A 25,468-nucleotide genomic window follows, 5' to 3' on the forward strand; every position below is an offset into this window, starting at 1 on the left:
GGGGCAGTCAACGGGACGCAACGCAGACAATCTTGCGCGAATCCTTACGTGGCTGCCCCTTTGCCTTGTATCCTCCTTTGAATTATGGAAATTTGGATTTTACTTTAGTCCATGTCCAGCATTGTATCATTCATCAGCCGCAAAGGAGGCACCGGAAAAACCACCAACGCCATAAACCTGGCCACCACGCTGCACCACATGGGCAAGCGTGTGCTGCTGGTAGAAACCGACACCAACTACACCCTGAACACCCTCCGCAAAATGGAAGTGTTCAAAGCCAAAGAGGGCGCCACCGGCTTCGAACTGCTGGGCTCGGACGACGGCCGCGTGGCCGACGAGCTGGCCCAACTCAAAGCCAGCAAAAAAAATGACATCATCATTGTTGACAGCGCCGGCAAAACCACCGACGAAGGCATCAAAAAACTTTGCCTGGTGAGCGACGTGGTGGTGGTGCCGACCAGCCTAACCCAAAACGACCTGCTGGTGACCTACCAAACCGTGGCCGACCTGGCCCCGGCGCGACAACTGAATCCACGGCTCAAGATCGCCATATTGCCCAACCGTATCCACAGCGGCACAAACCTCTATACGGTGCGCGAAAACCTGAAGAACCTCGATGCCATTATACTGCCGGTGATCGTGCCGCAGAAAAATCTTTTCGTAAATTTCAGTACGCTGGAAGCCGAAAAAGCCTACCAGCCCATAGCCCAAGCCATTCTGAACACCCTCGCATGAGCAAGAAAAAAAACACGTTAAAGGACCTCGACGAATTTTTGAAGCAGCAGGCAGCCACCCTGGTGTCGCCCACTCCCTTGCGCGAGAAGATCGAAGAAACCACGCCGCCGGCACCCAGACCGGAACCTGTGGCAACGGCCCCCGTTCAGCATGCACCCGAAACCAGCGCGCCAGTGGCCACCGAAGTGACCAGCGCCACCATTCTGGAAGACCTGAAGACATTGTCTGACAAGGAAGGCGTTTTTTTTCGCCAGAAGTTCTACGACCTCATCATCCAGTCGCTCGAAAGCCAGAAGAAGTCGCTGCCCGAAGACAAAATGCTCATCAACACCGCCCTCTATCTGAAAAGCGGCAGCCTCTGGAAAGAAGCCATCCGCGACTACTGGAAAGAACAATAGCACGCCACCCACCGCTGGTAGTTTCGTTTATGTTGCTAAGTTTGCTTACGCAAAGCCTTCCCGGTGAAGGCTGTATCATTCACAACAGACAAAACGAACACTATGAAGTTTGGAACGAAAGCCGTGCATGCAGGAGTGGAACCGGACCCGACCACGGGCGCCATCATGACTCCCATCTATCAAACATCGACCTATGTGCAGGAGTCTCCTGCCAAACATAAAGGCTATGCCTACGCGCGTGGCGCAAATCCCACACGCAATGCCCTTCAAAAAAGTATTGCAGCCCTGGAGAACGGCAAGTTCGCCATCTGTTTCTCGTCGGGCATGGGCGCCACCGACGCCGTCATAAAATTGCTGAACCCCGGCGACGAGGTGATTACCACCAACGACCTCTATGGCGGCTCCTACCGCATGTTCAAAAGAGTGTTCGAAAAGTATGGCATCAAGTTTCACTTCATCGACCTCACCAAGTCGGCCAACATCGAGCCCCTCATCAACGACAAAACAAAACTCTTCTGGCTCGAAACGCCCACCAACCCGTTGATGAACATCATCGACATTGAGGCTTGCGTGGCGCTGGCGAAAAAGAAAAATATCATCGTAGCCGTCGACAACACTTTTGCTTCGCCCTATTTGCAAAACCCGTTGGATCTCGGTGCCGACATCGTGATGCACTCCGTGACCAAATACCTGAGCGGACATTCGGATGTGATTATGGGCGCGTTGGTGATAAACGACGAAAAGCTGTACCAGGAACTGGCGTTCATTCAAAACTCGTGTGGCGCCGTGCCAGGCCCGCAAGATTCGTTCCTGGTGCTTCGCGGCATCAAGACGTTGCACCTGCGCATGGAACGGCATTGCTTCAACGGCAAAAAAATTGCTGAGTATCTAAAGGCGCATCCCAAAGTAGGCAAAGTGTATTGGCCCGGTTTCCCGGAACACCCCAATCACACCGTCGCGAAAAAGCAGATGAAAGATTTTGGCGGCATGTTGTCGTTCACGTTGAAAGACGACAGTCAGCAAAAAGCCACGACCCTCATGGAGAGCGTGACCGTGTTTTCGCTAGCCGAGTCGTTGGGCGGTGTGGAGTCGCTCATCAATCACCCGGCCTCCATGACACACGCCAGCATTCCAAAGGAAGAACGCATCAAGAACGGCCTCCTCGATTCGCTGATCCGCCTGAGCATTGGGGTGGAAGATGTAGAGGATCTGATTGAAGATCTCGACGCAGCCCTCGCCAAAGTGTAGGCACGGCCTCCAGTGAAACGCATCGCGCGGAACCCGATCGGACAAGATTGGCGTTCCGCTTTTTTTTAATCACAAATTTTTATGTCTATTTTTAAAAACACACCACAACGCCACACACCCTTCACAACAAAACCCTAGCTTAATCAGCACCGACGGCGTTGAGCCTTTAAGCTTCATCGATATACACAAGGCTCGACACGTCAACCTAAACCTTACAACCAACGTGGTGAAAAAAAATTTCAAGCTGCTCTATAGCATCCCGGTTATCGTGGCAGCACTCGGCTATTTTGTAGACATCTATGATCTCTTGCTCTTCAGTATTGTTCGAATCCCCAGCCTCATTTCCATGGGCGTTGCCGAGGCCGATCTGCAAACCCAGGGAGAACATTTGTTGCGCTGGCAAATGGCCGGACTGCTGCTCGGTGGACTGATCTGGGGAATTCTGGGTGACAAACGCGGACGGTTGTCGGTTCTGTTTGGTTCCATTCTGCTGTATTCATTGGCCAACATAGCCAACGGCTTTGCGGCAACCGTAGAGCAATATGCATGGCTTCGCTTCATTGCCGGGATCGGATTGGCGGGCGAGCTGGGCGCCGGCATCACATTGGTTTCGGAAACTTTGCCCTCGAATCTTCGCGGCTATGGAACCACCATCATTGCCACGGTAGGGCTGATGGGCGCCGTGGTTGCCAATTACCTATCCAGGCTGTACGACTGGCAGACGTCGTATTTTATTGGCGGCGGATTAGGATTGATGCTGTTGGTGGCGCGGGTGAGTGTGTTTGAGTCGGGCATCTTTCTTCAGACAAAAGAGAAGGCCGTGCAGCGCGGCAACTTCTTTCAACTTTTCACCAACAAACGCCGCTTCACCAAATTCATGGGCAGCATTTTCATCGGCCTTCCCATCTGGTTCTCCATCGGCATCCTCCTCACCTTTGCACCCGAGTTTGCCAAGCCCGAAGGCCTAAACATCGTGGGGAAAGTGATCTCGGGCGATGCCGTGATGTTCGGATACATTGGATTGGCGATGGGCGACCTGACCAGTGGTTTGGTGAGCCAGCTCTTGGGTTCCCGCAAAAAAGTGGTGGCCGTTTTCATCAGCCTCACCTTGGCGTTCATACTGCTCTATTTGTATATGCCCGTGCGCACCGCGTCATTTTTCTATTTTACCTGTTTCGTGCTGGGCGTCGGAATCGGCTACTGGGCTTTGTTTGTTACGATCGCCGCCGAACAGTTTGGCACCAACCTGCGGTCGACCGTAGCCACCACCGTACCCAATTTTATCCGCGGAACCGTGATTCCGCTGACCATACTTTTTAAATTTTTACGCGTCGACCTGGGTTTGGGGATGATCAACGGCGCGCTCATTGTTGGCGTGGCAACCATAATCATCGCTTTTATAGCGCTACGGGCCATTGACGAGACATTTGGCCGCGATATGAATTTTGAGGAGGTGGACTAGCACTACGCGGTGCCAAAATGGTTCTTGTGAAAGATTAACTTTATTGCAATCTTTCCATGTAAAAAGAACCCGCGTGGCGAAGAAACCCCTCATCCTCTCTCTTTTTCTTCTTTCTTGGTCGACTTTCACCCTTGCCCAGAACCTTCATTTGATCGATAGCCTGTCGCGCCAACTTCGCTCGGCAGACGGCAAAGCCCGGTTTGAACTGCTGAGCGACCTGGCCTGGGAATATCGTTTCTCTTATCCCGACAGCACGGTGCACTATGCACGGCAGGCCTTTGATCTGGGCCAGAAACTGAAGCTCCCCACCGGACTGGCCGAACCGCTCAATTTTATGGGCGTGGCGCTGAACTATAAAGGCGACCGCCTGGGCGCTTTCGACAACTATACGCAGGCGCTCAAGGTGGCCATGGATCAAAAAGACTCGCTCCAAACTGCCTACTCCAACAACAACCTCGGACGACTTTTCTTTGAACAAGGACTCCTGGCGCGATCCTATGACTACTTTATCCGCGCCCTTTCCATCTTCGAAAATCTGAACGACTCATCGGGCCTTGCCTACACCTATCAAAGCCTGGCCAATCTTTATAAATCGCAGCGCGACTACCCAAAGGCAGAAAGCAACTATCTGAAGGCCATCAAAATCAGACTTGCCCTGGGCAACACACGCGACATCATGTCGGCGTTCTCGCAAACCGCTCGGTTCTATCAGGACAACAACCAGCACGACAAAGCCCTTCGCTACCTCCACCTGGCTGACTCTGCCGGACAAGTGATTCACGACGAAATCAACCTGGCCGAGGTGCACATTTCGTTGTCGGAGACTTTCCTCAACAAAGGGCATCTCGACGAAGCCGAAGCCATTTGCGCAGAAGCACTGAAGGTGATTGCCGAAAAGAAAAACATGCGCATGCTGCCGCAAGCCTACATTTCGATGGGGCAGATCATGTTTGAGAAGCGGGACTATGTGCAGGCGAAAAAACAATTCAACCTTGCGCTCGCCATCGCCATGACCACAAAAGACATCGCTTCAAAAATGGAGGCGCACTACTTCCTGTGGAAAATTTCGGAGAAGGAGAAGAACAAACTTTCGGAACTGAGCAACCTCAATGCCTACCTGCTGCTGAAAGATTCTATCAAAGACCTTGACCTGGCCCGCCAGGTAGAACGCCTGCAGTTCGAAATCGAGATCGAACGCAAAGAGCAGGAAAACGAATTGCTGAAAGTGGACCAGGTGAAAACCGACGCCATCATCAAACAGCAACGCCTTTCCAACATCATTCTGGCCATCATCATTGTGGCCGTGAGTTCGCTGGGTTTTATTCAGTGGCGCAGCAGCAAGAAACGCAGAGAGATCAACGAAAAACTGGCGCAACAAAATCAGTTCATCCAAAACCAGCGGCAGGAAATCATAGAGCAAAACGAAAAGCTTTCGCGCCGGAACCAGCAGCTCTCCGACATCAACCACGAGAAAGACACGCTGATGAGCATTGTGGCCCACGATTTAAAGTCACCCCTGAATCGCATCAAAGGCATTGCCGACCTCATGGAAATTGAAGGCGGCCTCAGCAAAGATCAACTCAGCTATGTGCGCATGACCAAAGACACCACGCAGCTGGGCCTGGCCCTCATCAAAGACTTGCTGGATGTGCACATGCTGGAAGAAAGCGTGGTGCCCAACTATTCCACGTTCGACATCAGTCATTTCTTACTGGAGAAAACCAATACGTTTCTGCCGGCTGCCGAAGCAAAGAACATACACCTTCACATTGCGCGCGTAGAAACCATCGAAGTGCAACTCGACACTGACTACCTGCACCGCATCATCGACAACCTGCTGACCAACGCCATCAAGTTTTCGAAACGGGAGACCACCGTGGCTGTTTCGGCAGGAAGAGAAAACAACGAACTTTGGATTTCGATTGCCGATCAAGGCCAAGGTTTTTCGGAAAAAGACAGGCTGCATCTGTTCCAGAAATTTAAAAAACTGAGTGCCCGTCCTACCGCCGGAGAGTCTTCTAACGGCCTGGGTCTTGCCATTGTGAAAACATTGGTGGATCGTTTGAAAGGCAGCATCGACCTGGTGTCGGAACAAGGAAAGGGCAGTGAGTTTATTATACGTTTGCCGTTGAAAAATTAATGCAAACTACGGCGACTTGTTATAGCCTTGATATGCTACATATGAAGCCTTCGTTTTCCAACGCTACTGCGGATCATTCATACCCCACATCAATCTAAAGTGTTCTTCAATGGGAATTGTGGTGCGCGACAACGCCGCCATGTTCCTGCCTTCGGCCGTCCACAAAAATGGATAGAAGCTAAACACGCGATCGCCCGCAAGGTGTTTCACTTCCTCCCGCCAGTTTTCCCAACGCAGTCCTTCATAAAATTCGGCGAGGTCGGCTTGAAAACAGAAGTTGAGAAATTCTGAATATGTTATGCTTAGTGGTTCAAACTCCAACGTGGCGGGCGACAGATAATAGACATGCCCGCGATCATCGCCAAGACGACCGCCGTTCAAAATAAAAAATCCACCAATGGCATCGTCGGCTATTAAAAGCAATCCTGGTGGCTGATCGTCGTTGTGAAGAATCGTGTTGTTGTTCCAATCGGGAAGTGTGCGCGGGAGTTGGATGCTGCCCGATCCCAGAATTCTGATCCATCCATCGTCGACCAGAAGACCGCCTGTTTTGTAAACAATGCTGCCCATGGGCGAGCGTGTGGTTACCTGAATTTTATAGAGTGCATCTTCTGCGCGCACAGGATCGGCCGGCAAAATCACAACGCTGTTTTTGGCAGACGCGATCCACTCCATCACCACCGGCCAGGCTGGATCATCGTTGTCAATCAGTTCACTTACGGAACGCATGGAGGTTAGGTTGCTTGAAAAGTTTCAAACCAAAACATACTACACTACCATCCCTGTTACCAGCGAGGTCGACAAGATTTCATGACGATATCTTTGCGCAAGAAAGTGTGATGACACAAAGTCAACGATCAACGCTATTTCCTTCCAATGGCGTAATACAGCACTGGGCCAAGCACGGGCAACAACACCACGGCGATGACCCAGAGTATTTTCTTTTCGTTGTCCTTGTTGCTTTTCACGATGTCGACTATCACAATGACGTCGAGCACAAGAATGAGAAGTGATAGTAAGCGTCCCATGTATGGTTTGATTTTAAGATTTCAGATCATCATTTATCTACCGCGTTTCGCGCTACAAAATCAAACTTTCCAACCTTTTCGTCACACAGCGTGTCGCGGTCACGTTAGAAAATTATTTCATTCTTTTTGTAACCATTTGCTTTACTCCCGCCGTATAAGCCCCTATTGTTTTCGATATGCATATCCGGAGAAAAAGCAACACACGAAAGTAAAAACAAAACCCACAAATCATAATTTTAATATGACCCTTACCCAAAAAACCCTCTCTATTTTTGCCTTCTCTGCACTCCTTGGACTGTCGGCCTGCAGCAATGACGACGACAACGTCAGCCAGCCCTCGAAGGAAGATGCCAAGACCACCCTTGCCAAATTTAACACCGATGCCAAAGCCGATCTGCAAGGTCTTTCCGACGCGCAAGGTTTCCTGGCCGTAAAAGATTTCTTCGCCCTCACGGCTTCCGATGATCCGTTTGGTCGGGCAGCAGCTCAAAACTCCAAACATTTCTTCCGCGACAAAGGAAAAGAATTCCGTTCTGTGTTCACTGCCACCAAAGCCGCCACAGGCCGCACACAAGGCGATGAACCATTCGACTTCGACGCCAACACCGGCATCTATGGTTGGGACAGCGCGTCTGAAACGTTCGCGAAAACCGGCGAGGCAAACATCATCCGAATCCAATTCCCTACCGAAGGCTCTGCCAGCAACAATGCCGAACTTCAACTGACTGCCTACAGCGAAGTGGAAGTATACGACGAAGAAAATCAGGAATACTATTACCAACCCGAAGTGCTGAAAGCAGCGCTCCTGGTAGACAACGTAAAGCAAGCCGGTCTCGACCTCAACGCCACCTGGGACGACTATGGTTTCCCCCTCACTGCCAACATCAGTGCGCTGGCCAAGCCCTTCACCGTGACCGTGAAATTTGACGTGAGCAACAGCGTGACCTCATCATTGAACATTGCCTTGCTGCGCGACCAAACCACACTGGTGTCGACTCAAGTGGTCGCTACCTACAAAGACGACAGCAAAGCCGAAGAAAGCCTGAAGAAAATCGACGGCTTTGTGCAAGTGCGCAACCTGAAGCTTGAAGGCACCATCGACGTGGAAGCTGCTAACAAAGCTGAAGTAGATTGGAACGCCATCGTGAAACTTGCGCTGAAGAGCGACAACGATAAACTGGGCGACATCATTTTTGTAGAAGAAAACGAAAAGCCCGTAGCCTACCTGCAATATGCAGACGGCACAAAAGAAAAACTCGAAACCGTGCTGAAGCCCGTGCTTGACGAAGTGGACGGCCTGCGCGACGACCTGGAAGTGAACGGCTAGTTTCAGAAATATTTACAGGTTTTAAAAAGTCATCCGGTTCGGATGACTTTTTTTGTGACCGCTTTTTTTGCGTTATGTATGGCGCGGTCGGTTCAGGTTATACAAAGAAAACTTGCTATATTTCCTTTGTCGCACACACGTTTGCCGGGTGATCGGCCGTTTGAAACTAAAGCTCTCCCTCCATGAAAACATCCATCCTCATCCTGATCGTTGTGGGTCTCACGATGGGCTGCACGGAAGACAGCGCGCCCCAATTTGAAATCGGAAGCGGCTTTGAGATCTACCTCACGGTGAAACCGTATGCCCAAAACGAGACCATCGACTACAGCAAAATCAATTTCGACACGTTGCAGCTGGAAAGCACCCCCATGCTACGCTACAACGACCTGAAACGCTACGACAGGCTCACCCACAAACTCACACTAAACATCTCGCACGACGCACTTGCCCTGAACGAAGCAGGCGTGCGCGGTCGCATGTTCGTGGTCACGCTCGACAAAATTCCGGTGTATGTTGGTTTCAAATGGCGTGTCATCTCCTCCATTCCGCCAAGCTGGGTTTACATCGAAGAACCCTATGCCGAACTCGACCATTTGAGTGACAACGAGATTGTGATCGGCGTGCCATCCAACATCGCGGACCCACGTCTCGACCAACGCATCGTTAGCCGGCTAAAGGCTGACGGAAAGATCAATTGATTCCGGCATTCAGCATACACCTCAATCCTAATCAGGCATTGTATTTTTTCCGATAGTCAACCGGTGTCATGCCCGTGATGCGCTTAAAAACATCGCGGAAGGTTTGCGTGTCGGAATATCCCACCTGAAGCATCACCTCGGTGATAGACTTGCGTCCGATCTCCAACTGCTTTTTCACGGCTTCAATTTTCACCCGCTGAATATACTCCACCACCGTGTGGCGCGTGGCTTTCTTGAACCTGCGCTCAAAGGTGCGGCGCGTCAAGTTGAAGCGGTCTGCAATTTCATCGACCGTTAACTTCTCGGCATAGTGTTGTTCCACGAATGCCTGTGCTTTTAGAATCACATCGTCGTGGTGATCTTTCAGCCCGTGAAAAATAATGAAGGGCGATTGAATGGTGCGGTCGAGGTCGATCACAAAATATTTCGCCGTGCGAATGGCCATCTCCCGGTTTGTATATTTCTCCACGAGGTGAAGCAGCAAATTCCAATAGGCATTACACCCGCCGCTGGAATACAGTCCGTTCTGATCGGTGATCACTTTCTCGTCCACCAGTTTCACCGATGGATAGAAGTGTCTGAATTCATTTGCATACAACCAGTGGGTTGTGCATTGTTTCCCTTTCAACACGCCTGAGAACGCCAGGAGAAACGCGCCCGCACAAAGGCTGGCCACTTCCACGCCGTTCTTGTATTGTTGCGCAACCCAATGTGCATAGTCACGATTCACGTGTGTGGCACTCATCATGTCGCCGGTGAGCGAGGGGATAATGATCAGATCGGTTTTTGTTACCCGGTCGAGGGTGAGGTCGGGATGAATGGAAAACAAGCCATCGTTCAACGTCACCTCGGGGCCAAGGCCAACCAGTTGAATATTAAATAGCGCCGGCTTTTGCGCCTGCGCCAGAAATGCATTCACCATCGAAAACACGTTTCGCGTGTCGGCGATGGAGGCCATCACGGAATTTCGGAGCGCGAGTATGGAAATGGTTATCATGTCACAAACGTAGGCGAAAATTTTGTCGCAATCACCCACCTAAGATTGTCGCAATTACACTTCACGTGTGTCATCGTCTGCCAATACCTTTGATCTATCAAAAAAAGAACACATGCTAAGCACTACCCCCTACCTCCATTTTATGGGCAACACCGAAGAGGCCATGACATTCTACAAGTCCGTGCTGGGCGGTGAGTTCACCATCTTTCATCGTTTCCGAGATGTGCCCGGAAGCGAAAAAATACCGGCTGAGGATCAGGAGAAAATCATTCACGCATCGCTCACGGTCAACGCAAATTTCACGCTCATGGCCACCGACTATCTGTCGTCGATGGATCAGCACCTAGTGCTGGGCAACAATTTTCACATCTGCCTGCACACCGAAAGCGAAGCCGAAACGGAACGCATTTTTGAAAGCCTGTCGCGCGGCGGCAAAGTGGAAATGCCATTGAACACAACTTTCTGGGGAGCATACTTTGGCATGTTCAGCGACCGGTTCGGTGTGCATTGGATGTTGAGCTTTAACGCTTCGTAAGCATTCGCCATCGAAATAAAATCACTGCTTCCCTACACTTCGACAAGACATACAAACTCTATAAACATTTATGATACTCAACATCATCCTCATCATCCTGGCCATCGTCGGTGGCCTTGTTGCTCTCTTCCTGCTCATCGCGGCGTTTTCAAAAAAGAAGTACACTGTGGCGCGAGAGATTTCCATTGACAAACCCCGTCAGGAAGTGTTCGACTATTTGAAGCACCTGAAGAACCAGGATCACTACAGCAAATGGGTGATGGAGCTGCCCGATAAAAAGACCACCTTCACCGGCACAGACGGCGCGCCAGGATTTGTTTACACATGGGACGATCGCAAGAGTGCTGGCGCGCAGGAAATCAAACGCATTGTACCCAACGAATCCATCGACATGGAGATCCGCTTTCTCAAACCCTTCAAAGGGGTGGCACAAGCCTCACTCTTCACCAAAGAACTTCCCGGCAATGGCCAGGGACACACGCAGGTGAAATGGACCTTCGCCAGCCAAATGCCCTTCCCCATGAATGCCATGATGGTGTTTATGAACATCGAAAATTTCCTGGGAAAAGACCTCGACCTAAGCCTGGGAAATTTGAAGGCGGTGTTGGAGCGTCGGTAGTAAAAAAAAACAGCGCCGCCGTTGCTCAAGTCGGTTGCGCTGCCTTCATACTTTTGATTAAATGTCGTGTTGAAAAAAATCAAAAGAGAGATCCCCTTGACCTCTCTTTGACCATTTGCCGAGAAAAAGTTGCAATGCCCACGCATTGCACGGCGGAATGAATTTTTTTGTCTATCCAGTTACTCAAACAACCTGGCCCCTTGGCCTTCACTAAACTTGTCTCAAAGATGTTGGATTAGGTTGACGTAAAGCTTTCCAATCGATCGATTTTCCTACTTGCGTCAGGGCATCTTTCAGAAACAAAATCCTTCGGGCAAATACCTCTCGCACAACCCAATGCCCACCCGCCAATTCCGGGAAGTCCACCCCAATTCAGCCCGAATTACCCCGGAAAGCAATTCATTTGGTTCAAAATCTTACTTGCCAGGGCTAAATGACCGGCTTTAAGTCAGGGGGATGTGGAAAAAACACCCCACCAAACAGACCGCATTCGCAATCCTTCTTCCCTATACCGATAAAAATCACTTTATTGTTCATACAAACCTTACCTACGTTTCTCCGGCTGATTTCAGGTTGAGGCATGACATTCGGCGTCATAGATTCAATGATTATCCTGTTCGCATGAAAAAGATCATACTCCTGTCGCTCACGCTTTTTGTGACGCTCGCCCTTCGCGCACAAACATTCGACTATGGCAAAATAGAATCACATCCACGGTTGCTTTTAAAAAAAGGTGAAGAAGCCGGGCTGTTGAAAAAGATCTCGGCACACCCGGAACTTCAACGCGTGCACGACCACATTCTGAAAAACTGCGACAAGTTTTTGAGCGAAGCTCCCCTCGAACGCAAGCTGGAAGGCAAGCGTCTTCTTGACGTTTCGCGCAGCGCCCTCAAACGCATTTTCTATCTGTCGTATGCCTATCGCATGACCAAAGACAAACGATATGCACAACGTGCCGAACAGGAAATGTTAACGGTGTCGGCCTTCAGCGACTGGAATCCCGCACACTTCCTCGACGTGGGTGAAATGACCATGGCCGTCGCCATCGGCTACGACTGGCTCTTTGATGTGCTCCAACCAAGTTCAAAGCAAATCATCCGGCAGGCCATCGTCGCAAAGGGTTTTGATCCCTCGCGCGACCAGCGCTACAACAGCTGGCTAAAGGCCGATCACAACTGGAACCAGGTGTGCAACGCCGGCATTGCCTATGGCGCCATGGCCGTGTTTGAAGACGAAAAAGTTGCCGCCATCGAAATGCTCGAACGGTGTATGAAAACCATCGTGCTGCCGATGCACGCCTACGCACCCGACGGCGCATACCCGGAAGGTTATAACTATTGGGGCTATGGCACCGGCTTTCAGGTGATGTTGAATGCCGGCATCGAATCGGCCTTCGGCACCGACAAAGGATTGTCGGCCATGCCCGGCTTCCTCGAATCGGCGCGCTATATGGAATACATGACCGGACCCACCGGAGCCAGCTTCAATTTTTCTGACGCGCGCGAGCCTGGCCAGGCGAACGTTATGATGTCATGGTTCGCGTTCAAACTAAAAGACCCGTCTTTGCTTTGGGTGGAACGGCAATACTTGCAACGGCCCGAATTGAGCGTGGGCGAAAATCGTCTTCTTCCCTGCATGGTCATCTTTGGCATTCACACAACGCCCAAAGCCGTTCATGCTCCGGCATCGAAGGTGTGGATCGGCAAAGGAGTGACGCCCGTCGCGCTGGTGCGCACAAACTGGAATGCCGGAGAAGGCCTCTACCTGGGCGTGAAGGGCGGCAGTGCCCACACCAACCATGCACACATGGATGCCGGCTCGTTTGTGTTCGATGCCCTCGGCGTGCGTTGGGCCATGGACCTGGGACTTCAAGAATATTATTCGCTCGAAAAAGAAGGCGTAGACCTTTGGAACAGAAGTCAACAGAGTCAACGGTGGGAGGTTTTTCGGTACAACAATTTTGCGCACAACACCCTCACCCTGAACGATAAACTTCACCGCGTCGACGGCTTCGCGCTGCTCACCAAAGCGTTTACCAAACCCGACACATTAGGGGCCGCGTTCGATCTCACCACCATCTTCAAAGACGACCTTGAAAAGTGCACACGCGAAGCGGTTATCGTGCAGGAGAAATTTCTTCTGGTGAAAGATATTTTACAAACCGGCGACGCACCCGCCACCATCCGGTGGACGCTGGTGACGGCCGCCACGCCGTCCATCCTGAACCCGAACACCATCGTGCTTACCTCGGGAGGAAAAAAACTTCACATCGTGGTGGAGTCTGCCACAAAAATTGACTTGAAGATCTGGTCGGCCGAACCCACGCATTCCTACGATGCTCCAAACCCGGGCGTGACTCGCGTTGGCTTCGAAACCCGGATGGACAGTCATCAAAAAAACACGTTGCAAGTAAAACTCATTCCGCAACCCTGAGTTTGTCAGCGAACGGCATGCTTCACCACCACTTTCATGACGACCGTTTGCTTCCCGGCGATCGTTGACAGCAGATAAAGGCCGTCGGGAAGCGTGGCCGTTTCGATACGATAAAGGTTCGGGGCAAACGCTGTGGCCGCAGCCGGAAACTCGCGCCCCATCACATCCCATAGTTTGAATGTGACGGTCGCCTCATTTGCCTGAACGATCACACCTGCATCGGCAGGGTTAGGATAGACCTTGAATGCGCCTTCCAGCGTTTCCGTTGCCGTGATGGTGACCGGTCTGATACGAACATTGTCATACATAGTCGACTGATAAATTTGCCGTGTGTCGTCGTCCTGCACAAAGGCGATCAATGTTAGGGCACCCGCATCGTCAAACCTGCGCGCATCGGGCGTCCACACTACACTCGATTGCGACGAAACGGGAAGCGTGTTCTGCAACACCACGGCTGTGCCGACAGCATCGGGCAACATCTCACGCACCACATAATAATAGCTATGGTTCTCTACATCCACTTTCTTTTCCGCCACCACAATCCGAATCATGGTGTGCCGGGAAACATGCTGATGAATGGTGTAGGGCACAACGACGTCAACGGCACCATCAACCCGCTGTTGTACCGAGATGGCACCAAACGTGACTTTCGAAAATTCCAGTGTGTGATCATCGAATTCATGCTGAGCCGGTGCCTGAAAAGGATTGGCAATCGGTCCGCCATCCAACACCAGTTGTGGCAACGCATCGGTCACGCCATAGTAGGCCGCACGCGCATGATGGACGCTTGGGTTCTTATCATTCAGGGGATCGGCGGTGGGTGCATTCAGATGATACTCGAGCCGTGTCATTCCGGGTCGCAAAGCAGCGGTTGCGCCCTGCAAAGAAAATGTGTTGAACAGGTTGTTGTCGGCGTCAAGCGAAATGTTGGTGAACCATTCCAGCATCACCACACGATCGCGTTCGGCCAACGTAAAATTGTCGAAGCTGAAGCCGTCGCGCGGAAGGTTCAGGTTGGAGTCCTGACTGCCCAAGGCCACACGAAAGCGCACGTGCCTTCGATTCCCGGGAAGCACAGGCAAATAATTTTCTAACGGTATGGCCGATGTTCGCCACCCGACTGCATCGCCGTTGCCTGACCAGCCATATTGATTCAACACCTGGCTGCCCGGGTTGCCGGGAATGCCCCGGTGATCATACCATCCCAACGCCTGGTCTGTTTGCCCGACCGTGACCCACTCCGGGTCGTTAAAGGGCTGATTGCTGGAATCCAACTGAATGACCACGCCATCGAGTTGCTCCTGCAAAAGGCTCCGGATGTTTAACCCCAGCACGGGACTCTTCATATTGCTAAGGTCGAAGCAGGGACTATGCACCCACGATTTTTCATTGAGCGCATAGTGCAGGTTTGGTACTTTCGATGCGTTTGTGAACCAGGCCTTACCAACACCCGAAGCATCGCCGTTCAACACAAACCCAACGGGCATTCCCCATTGCCACGACGACGGTGCCAACGAAGCATCCGACACTTCGGTTATCCATCCGTTGGCGCCGGCATCAAATGTTTCGGTATAGGGGATGCTGGCCGTGCTTAAGGCGTGAACCTTGTAAACGGTTTTTACTTTCTCGCTATAACAATCATTGTCGGCCGTGACTTTAAACTTCACTGGATAGTCTCCCGCAACGGGATACTGAAATTCGGTTTCCGGGTTCGCCGCCCGGTATCCGTTGCCATCGAAGTCCCACAGAATATCTTTTACGTTTGCCGTATTCAGGCCCGCGATGGCACCCTGAAAAACAGTAGGCTGATCGTTGCACACATTTTCCCATTTGAAGTCAATGACCGGGGCTTCCTTAACCACCAGCCCGCTTTCAAATGCACCGACACAGGTCTTGAACTCATCGGGGCGAAGGCGAAAACTTTTATTATAATTTAGTTTCACGGTATAATATCCCACATGGCGATAGGCATGCTTGTCTGGCTGCACTTGTGGCCATAGCACAGGGCTTTGGGCCGGCCCATCGCCAAATTCCCATGCGTATTCGTCTACGGACTGGGTTGACGGTTGAATGCTGATATTGAACCCCAGATCTTCACCAACGCACCCCTCGCGAATAGAAAATGACAGTTGGGGAATAGACAACACCGTGAGTTCGGCTTCAAGCGTGGCGCATGTACCCGTTCCAATGGTGTAGGTCACTACATTTGTGTTCCCGATGATTTGAGGATTGAGAAGAACTTTAGTGCCGACAAAACTCAGCCCGGAAAGCTGACCGTTCACACGAAAATCACCTCCGGCCGGTGATGCTTGCAACTCCAGCACGGGATCGTTGCTGCACAGCACAGACGCATCCACATGATTGGTGTCGCGAAAGTGAAACGACACCGGACTGGCCAGCACATCGAAAGGGAATTGTAAGGTTATCTGAACCGAGTTCACCACCCTTTCGCCTCCGGGGACTGAGGGATCATATTCAATCGTGTTTTTGTCGTAAGTGATGGAAATGAAGTATCTGCCGGGGCCTCCGGTTTGACTCAGTAGATTTGGATTGAGTCGGAATGTATTGCCAAGAACGGTGAACCCCTCCGACTCCCGCGACCCTGAGTAGGTTCCCCTTGCGCCCACGATCTGGATGGGGAAATTATATAGAACCTTATACGCCTCACCACGCCGCTGGAGTGGGCCCACGGCATCCCGGGGTTCCAGCATGGTGATCTCATACACACGGTCGTGTGGGCAATAGGTGGCTTGCAAAACACCAAAGAACGCGTCGGGGGTGAAGGGTACGGCCAGCACCGGTGGCGTGACGTTGGCGAACATCAGGGCCAGCAACATCGACGGGAGAATGGGGTTGCTTGGTATGTGCTTCATAGGAAAACTCTTTCCCGCGGGAAAATGCACCGTGAGAAAGCTGTTGCAGTATAGGCCGCGCCACTGCAAAAGAATTGCAGTGTAAAAAAAGTCTTTCACGGCAGAGAATCTGGTGGTCAACGAAGGTAACTGGCCGCCATCCATCCTAAACCTGCAAGCATGACACGACAATCTTTAGTATCTTACTTCATCACTCAAAAACGCCCTCACCCCTATGTCAATACGAAAAATCCTCCTGCTGCTCATTCCCATCGCGCTGTTTTCGTTTCGGCCGGAACCCGTTCGACCAGCGAAATGGACAAGCCTGTTTAATGGAAAAAACCTGGACGGCTGGAAAATGAAAATCGTGGGCCATCCACTCGGTGAAAATTTCGGCAACACGTTTCGCGTGGAGAATGGAATTCTGAGCATCCGCTACGATCAATACAAAAGTTTTGACAACACATTCGGTGCTTTGTATTACGACAAGAAACTAAGCAACTATCGGCTTAAAATGGAATATCGTTTTGTGGGAGAAACCGCGCCGGGTGCTCCTCCGTGGGGCTTCCGCGACAGCGGTGTGCAATATCACAGCCAGGCGCCAACGTCCCTGGGATTGACGCAGCCTTTTCCGGTTTGCCTGGAATACAATCTGCATGGCGGCAACGGAAAAGAGGACCGTCCAACGGGTGAGCTATGTGCCAATGGAACATACGTGCAAATTGACGGAAAACGGAACGCTTCGTTTTGCACCGAGCCTACGGTGAAACGAACCTTTCACGGCGACGAATGGATAACCCTTGAAATCGATATCCGCGACGGCAAGATCAAACACTTTGTGAACGGCGACGAAATTCTCCAATTCGAAAACCCGCGCTACGACCTGGGCAACGAAATCGCCAAAACCCTGGTGGTAGACAACGACGACCGGGTGAAAGCGGGCTACATCTCCCTGCAATCCAACAGCCATCCCATTGACTTCCGAAAAATCGAATTGCTGGAATATTAGCCTGGCCGCTAGACGCTAGCCTTCGGAAAACGCCCCGGTGAACGAATTAACACTCTGAAGCCAACGATATTTCGTTGGCGCCGACGAAATATCGTTGGCTAGTTCTTGAAAAATGTCGTTTTCAGCGCTTTTAGGCAGATTGCGTACTGGACCCGGGTTTGTTAGGGCACGACCAAAAACTGGTCATGACCTTACACAATTACCCCTTCCGCTATCAGGAAGTTGCCCGCAGACTTCGGGATGAAGTGCTCTGGGACAAAGAACGTATTCGTCAGGTGGTCGACGCCACGCTTCAGCACATGGTCGGGCGCGACGAAAAACGTGATGTGGTGCATTGGATCAGCCCAGGCCAACTGGACTTCCGGCTCTACATCATCAACGCCTTCAAGGGCCGGTTCATCTTGGGCACCTGGTTTCGCGACAACCAGGGTCTTCACTTTGCGCGAATCGACGACAACAACTGGGTGACCGTGCACCGCACGCATCTCTTCAAGCGTTTCTCCTCACGCTACTTCCATAAAAAACTGGACCCTGAAATTGCAGCTGAACAATTTTTCTTTGGCGCCTCGGGCAACGAATTCTATGTCATTGAAGAAGACACCTCCCTCACAGCAATTCCAATTGTCAAAGCCGTTCAGGGAGGCGTGGCCCTGGGGCAAACATTCATGAATCACGAGCTCAGCATCATGAACACCTATTTGCCCTATCATAATTTGTCTTGCGAAAAAATGGCAAAATACAAGCAACACGAAACCCGCGACATCCTGCTTGAACGCATACGGCTTTTATCGCCCGATGTCCTTCGCGCGCTCTTTAAAAGGGATCCGTTCTCCTAGTCACGCCATTTGCATAGCTTTTCAAAATAGCTGAACTTGCTTTGACCATACCAAACACAACACTATGGAAGGCATGTTGAAACCCGATACATTGAAAGGTAAAACCATCATCATCACCGGCGGCGGAACGGGCCTCGGAAAATCGATGGGCAAGTATTTTCTTGAGTTGGGTGCCAACCTCGTCATCACCAGCCGAAAGTTGGAAGTGTTGCAAAAAACCGCCGACGAACTGATGACTGCCACGGGTGGAAAAGTGCTGGCCGTGGCCTGCGATGTGCGCAAGTATGAAGAGATCGAAAACATGATCCGCCAAACCGAAACCACCTTCGGACAAATTCACGGCATTCTCAACAACGCCGCCGGCAACTTCATCAGTCCAACCGAACGCCTTTCGCACCGCGCCTTCGACATCGTGGTAGACATTGTGTTGAAGGGCACATACTACACCACACTTGCCGCAGGAAAACATTGGATTGCCAACAAACAACCCGGCACATTTCTGAACATCGTGACCACCTATGCCTGGACCGGCTCGGGCTATGTGGTGCCCTCGGCCTGCAGCAAAGCCGGTGTGCTGGCTCTGACCCGTTCGCTGGCGGTGGAGTGGGCCAAGTATAAGATCAGAAGCAATGCCATTGCGCCGGGGCCTTTCCCCACAGAAGGTGCGTGGAGTCGCTTGCTTCCTGGCGATCTCGTGAAAAAATTCGATCCCGTAGAACGCGTTCCCCTGAAGCGCGTGGGCGAACACCAGGAACTTGCAAACCTTGCCGCCTACCTCATGTCTGACTACTCAGCCTACATCAACGGCGAAGTGATCACCATCGACGGTGGCGAGTGGCTGCGCAGCGGTGGCGAGTTCAGTCACCTGGAGCTCATTCCCGAAGCCCTGTGGGACCAGCTGGAGAAAAGCCGCGGCAAGGGGCAATAGCATGGACGCCGTGTGTTATTTTTGAGCTATGGAATCATTGGATCCGTTGCTCGAAAAACGCCTGGCCGAACGCCGCGACAAAGGCCTGGAACGAACACTGAAGATCGCCAGACCCGGACTGGTTGATTTCACCTCGAACGACTACCTGGGACTGTCGCGATCGCCGGAACTCTTCGAATCCATTCTCGCACACACCAGTTCACCCCAACCCAACGGATCCACCGGATCACGATTGCTATCCGGAAACTCAGCAGCACACGAAGCGCTTGAAAAAAAACTGGCGACAATCTTCAAAAGCGAAACAACACTCTTGTTCGCCGCCGGCTACAACGCCAACCTTGCCGTCCTTTCTTCACTACCCCAACGTGGCGACACTATTCTCTACGATGAACTGGCACACGCCAGCATGAAAGACGGCGCACGCCTGAGCCTGGCCAAGCGATTAAACTTCAAACACAATGACCTTCACGACCTGGAGCAAAAATTAAAAAATGCCCAGGGTCAGATCTTCATTGCCGTGGAGTCTATCTATTCCATGGATGGCGATGAATGCCCGTTGCGCGAACTGACTTTACTTGCCGAAAAACACAACGCCATCATCATCCTCGACGAAGCCCACAGCACCGGTGTGATGGGACACAACGGAAACGGCCTCGCCGTTTCACTCGGACTTCAGGATAAAATAGGTGTCAGAATCTATACGTTCGGAAAAGCCATGGGCATACATGGCGCGTGTGTGGCCGGATCAAAAAGATTGCGCAACTATCTGATTAATTTCAGCAGACCCTTTATATACACCACTGCGATATCGCATCACAGCGTGGCCACCATGGCGTGCGCGTTCGACTATCTTCAGCAAAACATGCCTCTGCAAACGATGCTGCGCGAGCGGATTATGCTTTACACAAAATCTGTAGCCGATCTTCCGAACCGAACGTTCAGCAACAGCGCCATTCAAACCGTGATCTTTCCCGGCAATGAGGTGGTTCGACAGGTGGCCTTGAGTCTGCAGCAGAAAGGATTTGACGTTCGGCCCATTCTTTCGCCCACGGTTCCAACCGGAACAGAGCGCCTCCGGATTTGCCTTCATGTCTACAACACGGAAGAAGAGATAGCGCGTCTCACACACGAACTTCGAACACTGGCGTTGTCCGGTGTGATGAATAACGGCTAACTTTGACTGTATGAATTATTTTGTCACCGGCATCGACACCGACAGCGGCAAGACATTGGTCTCCGCCATTTTATGTGAAGCCCTTGAAGCAGACTACTGGAAGCCGGTGCAGGCAGGTTTGCCAAGAGACAGCGACACCGTGAAGGGGCTGATCTCCAACACGGCAACGCGCATTCACCCGGAAGCGTACCTGCTGCAAACGCCAGCTTCACCACATGCCGCGGCAAAGATCGATGGCGTTGAAATCAGTCTCGACAACTTTCGCTTGCCCGAAACCATGAACACACTCATCATTGAAGGCGCCGGCGGATGCCTGGTGCCTTTGAACGACCGCGACTTTGTGATCGACATTGCGCGCCGCCTGCATTCGCAAATCATTCTCGTGGCCGATCTGTATCTGGGCAGCATCAACCACACGCTGCTGACCTGCGAAGCATTGACCAACCGAAAGCTGCCGGTGAAAGGCATCATCTTTAACGGCGACACCAATGCCGAAAGCGAGCGCATCATCCTGCACCACACTGGCTGGCCACGACTGCTGAACATATCCAAAGAAAAAAACATCACGCGCGAAACGGTTCGGCACTATGCGCATCAATTGAAATCATCTCTGGCATGAACAACCTGCTTCAACTCGACAAAGATCATATCTGGCATCCCTTCACCCCCCTCACCGGCGGCATTGAGCCGGTGTTGATTCGTTCGGCGCAAGGCATCTATCTGCACACCGACGATGGCCGTGAAATTATGGACGCCGTTTCATCGTGGTGGGTGAACCTGCACGGGCACGCCAACAAAGACATAGCGCAAGCCATCGCAGCACAGGCGCTGACGTTGGAGCATGTGATCTTTGCCGGGTTCACACACGAGCCGGCCATTGCGCTCGCCAAAAACCTGCTGAGCATCCTGCCTTCCAATCAATCCAAAATATTTTATTCCGACAACGGCAGCACCGCCGTGGAAGTGGGACTGAAGATGGCTTTTCAGTACTGGCACAACCAGGGCATACAAAAACGAAAAGTCATTGCCCTCGATGGCGCCTATCACGGCGACACGTTTGGATCGATGTCGGTTGGTGAGCGCGGAATGTTTACAGACCCGTTCGCGCCGTTTTTATTTGATGTGATCCACATTCCCTTTCCCGATGCAGAGAATGCAGAAGCGGTTGTAACGCAATTTCAAAACCTGGTGGCCGGTGGCGATGTGGCGGCGTTCATCTTCGAACCGCTGGTGCAAGGCGCTGGCGGCATGCGCATGTATGATGCCACCATCCTGAACCAATTGATCGGCGAGGCACAACACCACAACGTGCTCTGCATTGCCGACGAAGTGTTTACCGGGTTTGGTCGCACGGGCAAACTTTTCGCTTCGCATTATCTCTCGCATGCGCCCGACATCATGGCGGTTTCAAAAGGCATCACGGGCGGTTCCATGGCGCTGGGCGTGACCAGTTGTTCCGAAAAAATTGTCGCTGCCTTTCAGTCAGCCGATTTCATGAAGACTTTTTTTCATGGACATTCCTACACCGCCAACCCCCTGGCATGCGCCGCGGCCAATGCCAGCTTCGCCTTGCTGATGAAAGATGAATGCCAGGAACAGATCAACACCATTGCGCGCGAACACGCGGCCTTCAAATCAAAAATTGCCAATCATAGGAATGTGAAAGTAGCCAGAAGCCTGGGCACGATACTCGCCATAGAAATCAAAACTCCCGAAGGCAGTTCGTATGCGAATGCTCTACGCAAAAGAATATATCCATTCTTCCTGGAACGAAATATCTTGTTGCGTCCATTGGGCAATACAATCTATGTATTGCCACCTTATGTGATTAAAGTGGAAGAACTTCGGAAGATTTACGACTGCATCGAACTATTTCTGGACGCGCATGTGAATTGAGCTTAGAGCGGTTTAATGGTGAGCGCTCGCCCTAATGCCGAGAACACAAGAACCTTGTCAAAGTCAAGCGGGCGCACGGCCACAAAGTTGCTCTCAATGGGAACGGTGGTGATGAACTTGCCCTGGCCGTCATACACAAACGACAATTCCTGACCCGTGTCGGTGACGGAAATATAGGACTTGCCGCCACCAAAGTTGAGGTAGTTGATGACGGTGTTGCTGTTGGCGATGAAATCACTCACCACGATTTCCTTCAGGTCTTCGTCAAATACCGTGAGCTGTTTGGTTTCCTGACGCACGATCAGATAGTCTTTAAAGTCTTTCTCGCGCACCAACCTGAACTGCGCATCCACCGTGTTCTTCAGCAGCGTTTCGCGGCTATGAATCTTGCCGTCGAGGGTGAACTTGATGCGGAAACCGTCGCGCGAAATAACCACAAAATAGGTGTTGTCTTTGCTGCTGCCCGACTCGAGATAGTAGTCGCCGGCGGGTCTTGCATTCAGATTAAGCGGGAAACCTTTCTGCACTTCTCCACGACGATTCAGGATGTATACATTGCCATCCTCGCGAATGGCTACGATGTAGTCTTTGCCGCGGATACGGTGATGGTTGGCCGACGCGAATAACGTTTCGCCCAGGCTCTTCGGTTGCCATCCTTCCAGGTTTTTACCATCCTTGTCGAACATCCACAAGTTGCCCGAACGCCCGGTTACCAGGAATCTGTATTTCTTGCTGTGATCGTAGTCAACAATGCTGACAAACTCGATGTCGCGTTCCTTGATCTTCACCGGGAACGGCTGAACATATTTGCCCAGGCGGTCCACCACGTGAAGCATGCCCGGTGTGGCAAAGAAGTATTGCAGCTTGCCGTTGTTGAAATAATCAACCTGCAAAACATCGCCTGAAATAGGACCATCGACTGGTAGCGCCCAAAGAACTTTTCCTTCCGGAGAAACCAGGCTCACTTGTCGCGACGAATCCTGCACCAGCACTTCATCGCTCTTGTTTACGTGGCTCTTCACCACAAACGCACGCGCCACCGCGTGATTGAAGTTGGTGATATACTTATCGGTCGACACGGGCGCTTCCGGACGCTCTGCAGTGCCACCCGGTGCTTTCTTGTAGGACCACGACACGTTTGTATAATAGCTGTCGTTCAAATGACTGAACTGAACGGCGCCCATCTGAAGAGACTTCAGCAGCGTTTTGTTTTGCTGAATAAATTTTTTCCACCGGGGTTGCAACGAATTTTCGAGCACGTTCCAAACCCGCGGCGTGTTCACATATAAGCTAACATTCGATTCAAGCAATGTCGATTCCAGGAATTTGTTTTGCGCAACCGACTTGCCCCAGGTATCTTCCTTGTCGATGTCTTCCAGGAAAAGTTTCAACTCTTCCAGGTCTTCGCCGATGAAGATGGCATTGCCCAGGCTGGTGTAGTAGCTCGTGTTGAATCCGGAAACCAGAGGCCAGAATATTTTCTCCGGGAATCTATACAAGGGCAGCTCGCGGATTTCATAGTCCGAATACTTTTCATAAAAAACAGTATCGACGCTGAGTTGCTGCGACAGCGAGTTGAACGCGTTCATCCATTCGTCGGCACCTTTCTTTGTGTTGATGATCAGGATCTTCGACGTGGTTTGGCCCTTCGACTCCATCCAGCAAACCCCCAGTTCGCCCGACAGATTGCTCCGGAGTTTGCTGACGTCAACTTTCAACGATCGGGCTATCTGCTGAAGTGTGTCGCGAATGAAGGTGTTCTTTTTCGTAAACGCTTCCAGGTCGCGGGTGAAGCTGGCGCCGTCGCTGATGCCATAGCTGGCAAACATGAGCGAGCGATTCGACACATATTGCTTCAGCGTAAACGGCACAGGTGTCTGGCTGCTGAACGACGACAAAATGTAGTTGGGATGACTGGCACTATCGACACTGAAGCCGTTCAGAACAAAATCGTTGTTGTCGTTGATCTTCACATCCAGCAACGCCGAATGTCCGAATTGCTGCACCATGGCCGAGGGAGTGTCGTTGGTGAAGAGCGAAAACCATTGGGTGAAGTTTTTAAGATTCAGGTAGATGTTGCCTCCGTCGCTTTTCACCTTGGGAAGTTGATAGATCGTGCCCAGGTTTGTTTTAAAATTCTGATCGGAGTTGTAGGTACGGATCACGTCTTCGATAAGCATGGGTGCAAAGCTGCTCACCCAAACATGATCTAGTTTTATCCAGGAGAACGTGCGGTCCTTCATAGAGAGCTCATAGATGCGAATGCCGCTATACTCGTGATCGGAAAGATCGACAGCTCCCTTATATTTCTTGAGCCTGTCGAGCATGGCGTTGAATTCATGATCGACCGTGGGTGTGGCCGGGATGTAAAACACAAAATCGAAATCGTCTTTCTTGGTCACGTGCAGCGACACGAGGGAGCCGGGTGTGATGTGGCCCAGCACAAAGTCTGTGACCTTGCGCAGTGAGTCGGTTTCGGATGGAAGAACGGCTTTATTGATGATGTTAAGAACCGGCGAATGCGTTAGTTGATCCACACAGGTTTCGCAGGGGCTGCCTTCATAGACGAGGATGGTTTCGGTGGGAACGAGGTCCCACGAACTTGGCGCCGGTTTTCGAAGAAACGTATCGTACAGAAAGTAGCCTCCGGCCAAGAGCAGGGTTACTCCGATAGTGATCAGTAATGGAAGTCTTTTCACGGGTTGCTGAAGCGTTTCAAAAGTTGAATATAGGCGTCAAAAAATCAATCACCAAGACGCCGACCCTATCCTACGGTTTGGGCAACCACGCGGGATGCTGGTTCCGTAAGCACTGGGACATAATCCTTTAACACTAAAAACCTTGTCGAGGTTATCGACTTTCAAAGATAGACATTTCACGCGAAGGAAGCAGAATGGGATTTTTGCCGTTTGGGATGGGCTACTGAGATGGAAGTGGTTAGTCCAAGATCGTCGTGAAAGTTTCCATGCAACCGTTGTTCTGAGCTTGTCTCAAAACAAAAAAGCCTTGTTGATTACTCAACAAGGCTTTTGATAAAAGATAGGCAACGACTTACTCTCCCGGGTGTTATCCAAGTACCATCAGCGCTGGCGGGCTTAACTGCTCTGTTCGGAATGGGAAGAGGTGATCCCCGCCGCTATAGTCACCTTAAGG

General features: G+C 51.4%; 21 protein-coding genes and 1 rRNA gene. 16 read left to right on the forward strand and 6 right to left on the reverse strand.

Annotation, left to right across the window (positions count from 1 at the left end; translation table 11 throughout):
- Positions 1-111: 111 nt before the first annotated feature.
- From JI741_RS31985 to JI741_RS32005, 5 genes are all read left to right on the forward strand, one after another.
- On the forward strand, positions 112-735 hold the full coding sequence (locus JI741_RS31985) for an AAA family ATPase (protein ID WP_202016611.1): 624 nt from the start codon (positions 112-114) through the stop codon (positions 733-735).
- On the forward strand, positions 732-1,133 hold the full coding sequence (locus tag JI741_RS31990; protein WP_202016612.1) for a hypothetical protein: 402 nt from the start codon (positions 732-734) through the stop codon (positions 1,131-1,133). The genes JI741_RS31985 and JI741_RS31990 overlap by 4 nt, the downstream gene beginning before the upstream one ends.
- A gap of 63 nt (positions 1,134-1,196) precedes the next feature.
- Positions 1,197-2,381 carry a cystathionine gamma-synthase gene (locus tag JI741_RS31995; protein ID WP_369411899.1) on the forward strand — a complete coding sequence of 395 codons (1,185 nt, stop codon included), beginning with the start codon at positions 1,197-1,199 and terminating at the stop codon, positions 2,379-2,381.
- Between the two features lie 226 nt (positions 2,382-2,607).
- A complete protein-coding gene (locus JI741_RS32000; protein ID WP_369411900.1) occupies positions 2,608-3,843 on the forward strand; it encodes an MFS transporter in 1,236 nt (411 codons plus the stop codon).
- Positions 3,844-3,916: 73 nt separating this feature from the next.
- A complete protein-coding gene (locus tag JI741_RS32005) occupies positions 3,917-5,983 on the forward strand; it encodes a tetratricopeptide repeat-containing sensor histidine kinase (RefSeq protein WP_202016616.1) in 2,067 nt (688 codons plus the stop codon).
- 63 nt (positions 5,984-6,046) lie between these two features.
- On the opposite strand, the gene JI741_RS32010 is transcribed toward JI741_RS32005, so the two are convergent.
- Both JI741_RS32010 and JI741_RS32015 read right to left on the reverse strand, forming a co-directional pair.
- Positions 6,047-6,712 carry a DUF2625 domain-containing protein gene (locus JI741_RS32010; protein ID WP_202016618.1) on the reverse strand — a complete coding sequence of 222 codons (666 nt, stop codon included), beginning with the start codon at positions 6,710-6,712 and terminating at the stop codon, positions 6,047-6,049.
- A gap of 134 nt (positions 6,713-6,846) precedes the next feature.
- Positions 6,847-7,011 (reverse strand): PLD nuclease N-terminal domain-containing protein, encoded by a 165-nt coding sequence (locus tag JI741_RS32015; RefSeq protein ID WP_202016619.1) that lies wholly within the window; start codon positions 7,009-7,011, stop codon positions 6,847-6,849.
- A gap of 241 nt (positions 7,012-7,252) precedes the next feature.
- On the opposite strand from JI741_RS32015, the gene JI741_RS32020 reads away from it, so the two are divergent.
- Together JI741_RS32020 and JI741_RS32025 are read left to right on the forward strand one after the other, a co-directional pair.
- Complete coding sequence (locus JI741_RS32020; protein ID WP_202016620.1) at positions 7,253-8,338, forward strand: hypothetical protein; 1,086 nt, start codon at positions 7,253-7,255, stop codon at positions 8,336-8,338.
- A gap of 182 nt (positions 8,339-8,520) precedes the next feature.
- Positions 8,521-9,036 carry a hypothetical protein gene (locus JI741_RS32025; RefSeq protein ID WP_202016621.1) on the forward strand — a complete coding sequence of 172 codons (516 nt, stop codon included), beginning with the start codon at positions 8,521-8,523 and terminating at the stop codon, positions 9,034-9,036.
- 31 nt (positions 9,037-9,067) lie between these two features.
- On the opposite strand, the gene JI741_RS32030 is transcribed toward JI741_RS32025, so the two are convergent.
- Positions 9,068-10,033: a GlxA family transcriptional regulator gene (locus tag JI741_RS32030; protein WP_202016622.1), complete on the reverse strand. Its 966-nt coding sequence runs from the start codon at positions 10,031-10,033 to the stop codon at positions 9,068-9,070.
- A 112-nt stretch (positions 10,034-10,145) separates the two neighbouring features.
- Between JI741_RS32030 and JI741_RS32035 the strand changes: the two genes are divergently transcribed.
- The 3 genes from JI741_RS32035 (at position 10,146) to JI741_RS32045 (ending at position 13,620) form a co-directional block, all read left to right on the forward strand.
- Entirely contained in the window at positions 10,146-10,568 is a 423-nt protein-coding gene (locus JI741_RS32035; RefSeq protein WP_202016623.1) for a VOC family protein, read from the forward strand.
- Between the two features lie 70 nt (positions 10,569-10,638).
- Positions 10,639-11,187 carry an SRPBCC family protein gene (locus JI741_RS32040; protein ID WP_202016625.1) on the forward strand — a complete coding sequence of 183 codons (549 nt, stop codon included), beginning with the start codon at positions 10,639-10,641 and terminating at the stop codon, positions 11,185-11,187.
- Between the two features lie 621 nt (positions 11,188-11,808).
- Positions 11,809-13,620, forward strand: a complete 1,812-nt coding sequence (locus tag JI741_RS32045; RefSeq protein ID WP_202016626.1) for a heparinase II/III domain-containing protein — start codon at positions 11,809-11,811, stop codon at positions 13,618-13,620.
- A gap of 5 nt (positions 13,621-13,625) precedes the next feature.
- Here the strand turns inward: JI741_RS32045 and JI741_RS32050 are convergent, their stop codons facing one another.
- Positions 13,626-16,493 carry a T9SS type A sorting domain-containing protein gene (locus JI741_RS32050; RefSeq protein WP_202016627.1) on the reverse strand — a complete coding sequence of 956 codons (2,868 nt, stop codon included), beginning with the start codon at positions 16,491-16,493 and terminating at the stop codon, positions 13,626-13,628.
- A 214-nt stretch (positions 16,494-16,707) separates the two neighbouring features.
- On the opposite strand from JI741_RS32050, the gene JI741_RS32055 reads away from it, so the two are divergent.
- The 6 genes from JI741_RS32055 (at position 16,708) to bioA (ending at position 22,315) form a co-directional block, all read left to right on the forward strand.
- Positions 16,708-17,481 carry a 3-keto-disaccharide hydrolase gene (locus tag JI741_RS32055; protein WP_202016628.1) on the forward strand — a complete coding sequence of 258 codons (774 nt, stop codon included), beginning with the start codon at positions 16,708-16,710 and terminating at the stop codon, positions 17,479-17,481.
- Between the two features lie 185 nt (positions 17,482-17,666).
- Entirely contained in the window at positions 17,667-18,317 is a 651-nt protein-coding gene (locus JI741_RS32060) for a hypothetical protein (RefSeq protein ID WP_202016630.1), read from the forward strand.
- Positions 18,318-18,381: 64 nt separating this feature from the next.
- The gene (locus tag JI741_RS32065; protein WP_202016633.1) at positions 18,382-19,245 is read left to right on the forward strand and encodes an SDR family oxidoreductase; all 864 of its coding nucleotides are present in this window, start codon (positions 18,382-18,384) and stop codon (positions 19,243-19,245) included.
- A 28-nt stretch (positions 19,246-19,273) separates the two neighbouring features.
- The gene (locus tag JI741_RS32070; protein ID WP_202016634.1) at positions 19,274-20,419 is read left to right on the forward strand and encodes an aminotransferase class I/II-fold pyridoxal phosphate-dependent enzyme; all 1,146 of its coding nucleotides are present in this window, start codon (positions 19,274-19,276) and stop codon (positions 20,417-20,419) included.
- Between the two features lie 10 nt (positions 20,420-20,429).
- Positions 20,430-21,038 (forward strand): dethiobiotin synthase, encoded by a 609-nt coding sequence (bioD, locus tag JI741_RS32075; RefSeq protein WP_202016635.1) that lies wholly within the window; start codon positions 20,430-20,432, stop codon positions 21,036-21,038.
- Entirely contained in the window at positions 21,035-22,315 is a 1,281-nt protein-coding gene (bioA, locus tag JI741_RS32080) for an adenosylmethionine--8-amino-7-oxononanoate transaminase (RefSeq protein ID WP_202016639.1), read from the forward strand. Before bioD ends, bioA begins: the two co-directional genes overlap by 4 nt.
- A 2-nt stretch (positions 22,316-22,317) precedes the next feature.
- On the opposite strand, the gene JI741_RS32085 is transcribed toward bioA, so the two are convergent.
- Together JI741_RS32085 and rrf are read right to left on the reverse strand one after the other, a co-directional pair.
- Positions 22,318-25,014: a DUF3352 domain-containing protein gene (locus JI741_RS32085; protein WP_202016646.1), complete on the reverse strand. Its 2,697-nt coding sequence runs from the start codon at positions 25,012-25,014 to the stop codon at positions 22,318-22,320.
- Positions 25,015-25,353: 339 nt separating this feature from the next.
- Positions 25,354-25,465: ribosomal RNA gene (gene rrf, locus JI741_RS32090) — 5S ribosomal RNA — on the reverse strand.
- Positions 25,466-25,468 lie beyond the last annotated feature (3 nt).

This window comes from Chryseolinea lacunae, assembly GCF_016735595.1.
GTDB lineage: Bacteria > Bacteroidota > Bacteroidia > Cytophagales > Cyclobacteriaceae > Chryseolinea > Chryseolinea lacunae.

Bases quoted from the DNA above. Each gene is read 5' to 3' on its own strand.
- JI741_RS31985 (WP_202016611.1), top strand. From the start codon at position 112: ATGTCCAGCATTGTATCATTCATCAGCCGCAAAGGAGGCACCGGAAAA.
- JI741_RS31990 (WP_202016612.1), top strand. From the start codon at position 732: ATGAGCAAGAAAAAAAACACGTTAAAGGACCTCGACGAATTTTTGAAG.
- JI741_RS32010 (WP_202016618.1), bottom strand. From the start codon at position 6,712: ATGCGTTCCGTAAGTGAACTGATTGACAACGATGATCCAGCCTGGCCG.
- JI741_RS32015 (WP_202016619.1), bottom strand. From the start codon at position 7,011: ATGGGACGCTTACTATCACTTCTCATTCTTGTGCTCGACGTCATTGTG.
- JI741_RS32020 (WP_202016620.1), top strand. From the start codon at position 7,253: ATGACCCTTACCCAAAAAACCCTCTCTATTTTTGCCTTCTCTGCACTC.
- JI741_RS32025 (WP_202016621.1), top strand. From the start codon at position 8,521: ATGAAAACATCCATCCTCATCCTGATCGTTGTGGGTCTCACGATGGGC.
- JI741_RS32030 (WP_202016622.1), bottom strand. From the start codon at position 10,033: ATGATAACCATTTCCATACTCGCGCTCCGAAATTCCGTGATGGCCTCC.
- JI741_RS32035 (WP_202016623.1), top strand. From the start codon at position 10,146: ATGCTAAGCACTACCCCCTACCTCCATTTTATGGGCAACACCGAAGAG.
- JI741_RS32040 (WP_202016625.1), top strand. From the start codon at position 10,639: ATGATACTCAACATCATCCTCATCATCCTGGCCATCGTCGGTGGCCTT.
- JI741_RS32045 (WP_202016626.1), top strand. From the start codon at position 11,809: ATGAAAAAGATCATACTCCTGTCGCTCACGCTTTTTGTGACGCTCGCC.
- JI741_RS32050 (WP_202016627.1), bottom strand. From the start codon at position 16,493: ATGAAGCACATACCAAGCAACCCCATTCTCCCGTCGATGTTGCTGGCC.
- JI741_RS32055 (WP_202016628.1), top strand. From the start codon at position 16,708: ATGTCAATACGAAAAATCCTCCTGCTGCTCATTCCCATCGCGCTGTTT.
- JI741_RS32060 (WP_202016630.1), top strand. From the start codon at position 17,667: ATGACCTTACACAATTACCCCTTCCGCTATCAGGAAGTTGCCCGCAGA.
- JI741_RS32065 (WP_202016633.1), top strand. From the start codon at position 18,382: ATGGAAGGCATGTTGAAACCCGATACATTGAAAGGTAAAACCATCATC.
- JI741_RS32070 (WP_202016634.1), top strand. From the start codon at position 19,274: ATGGAATCATTGGATCCGTTGCTCGAAAAACGCCTGGCCGAACGCCGC.
- bioD (WP_202016635.1), top strand. From the start codon at position 20,430: ATGAATTATTTTGTCACCGGCATCGACACCGACAGCGGCAAGACATTG.
- bioA (WP_202016639.1), top strand. From the start codon at position 21,035: ATGAACAACCTGCTTCAACTCGACAAAGATCATATCTGGCATCCCTTC.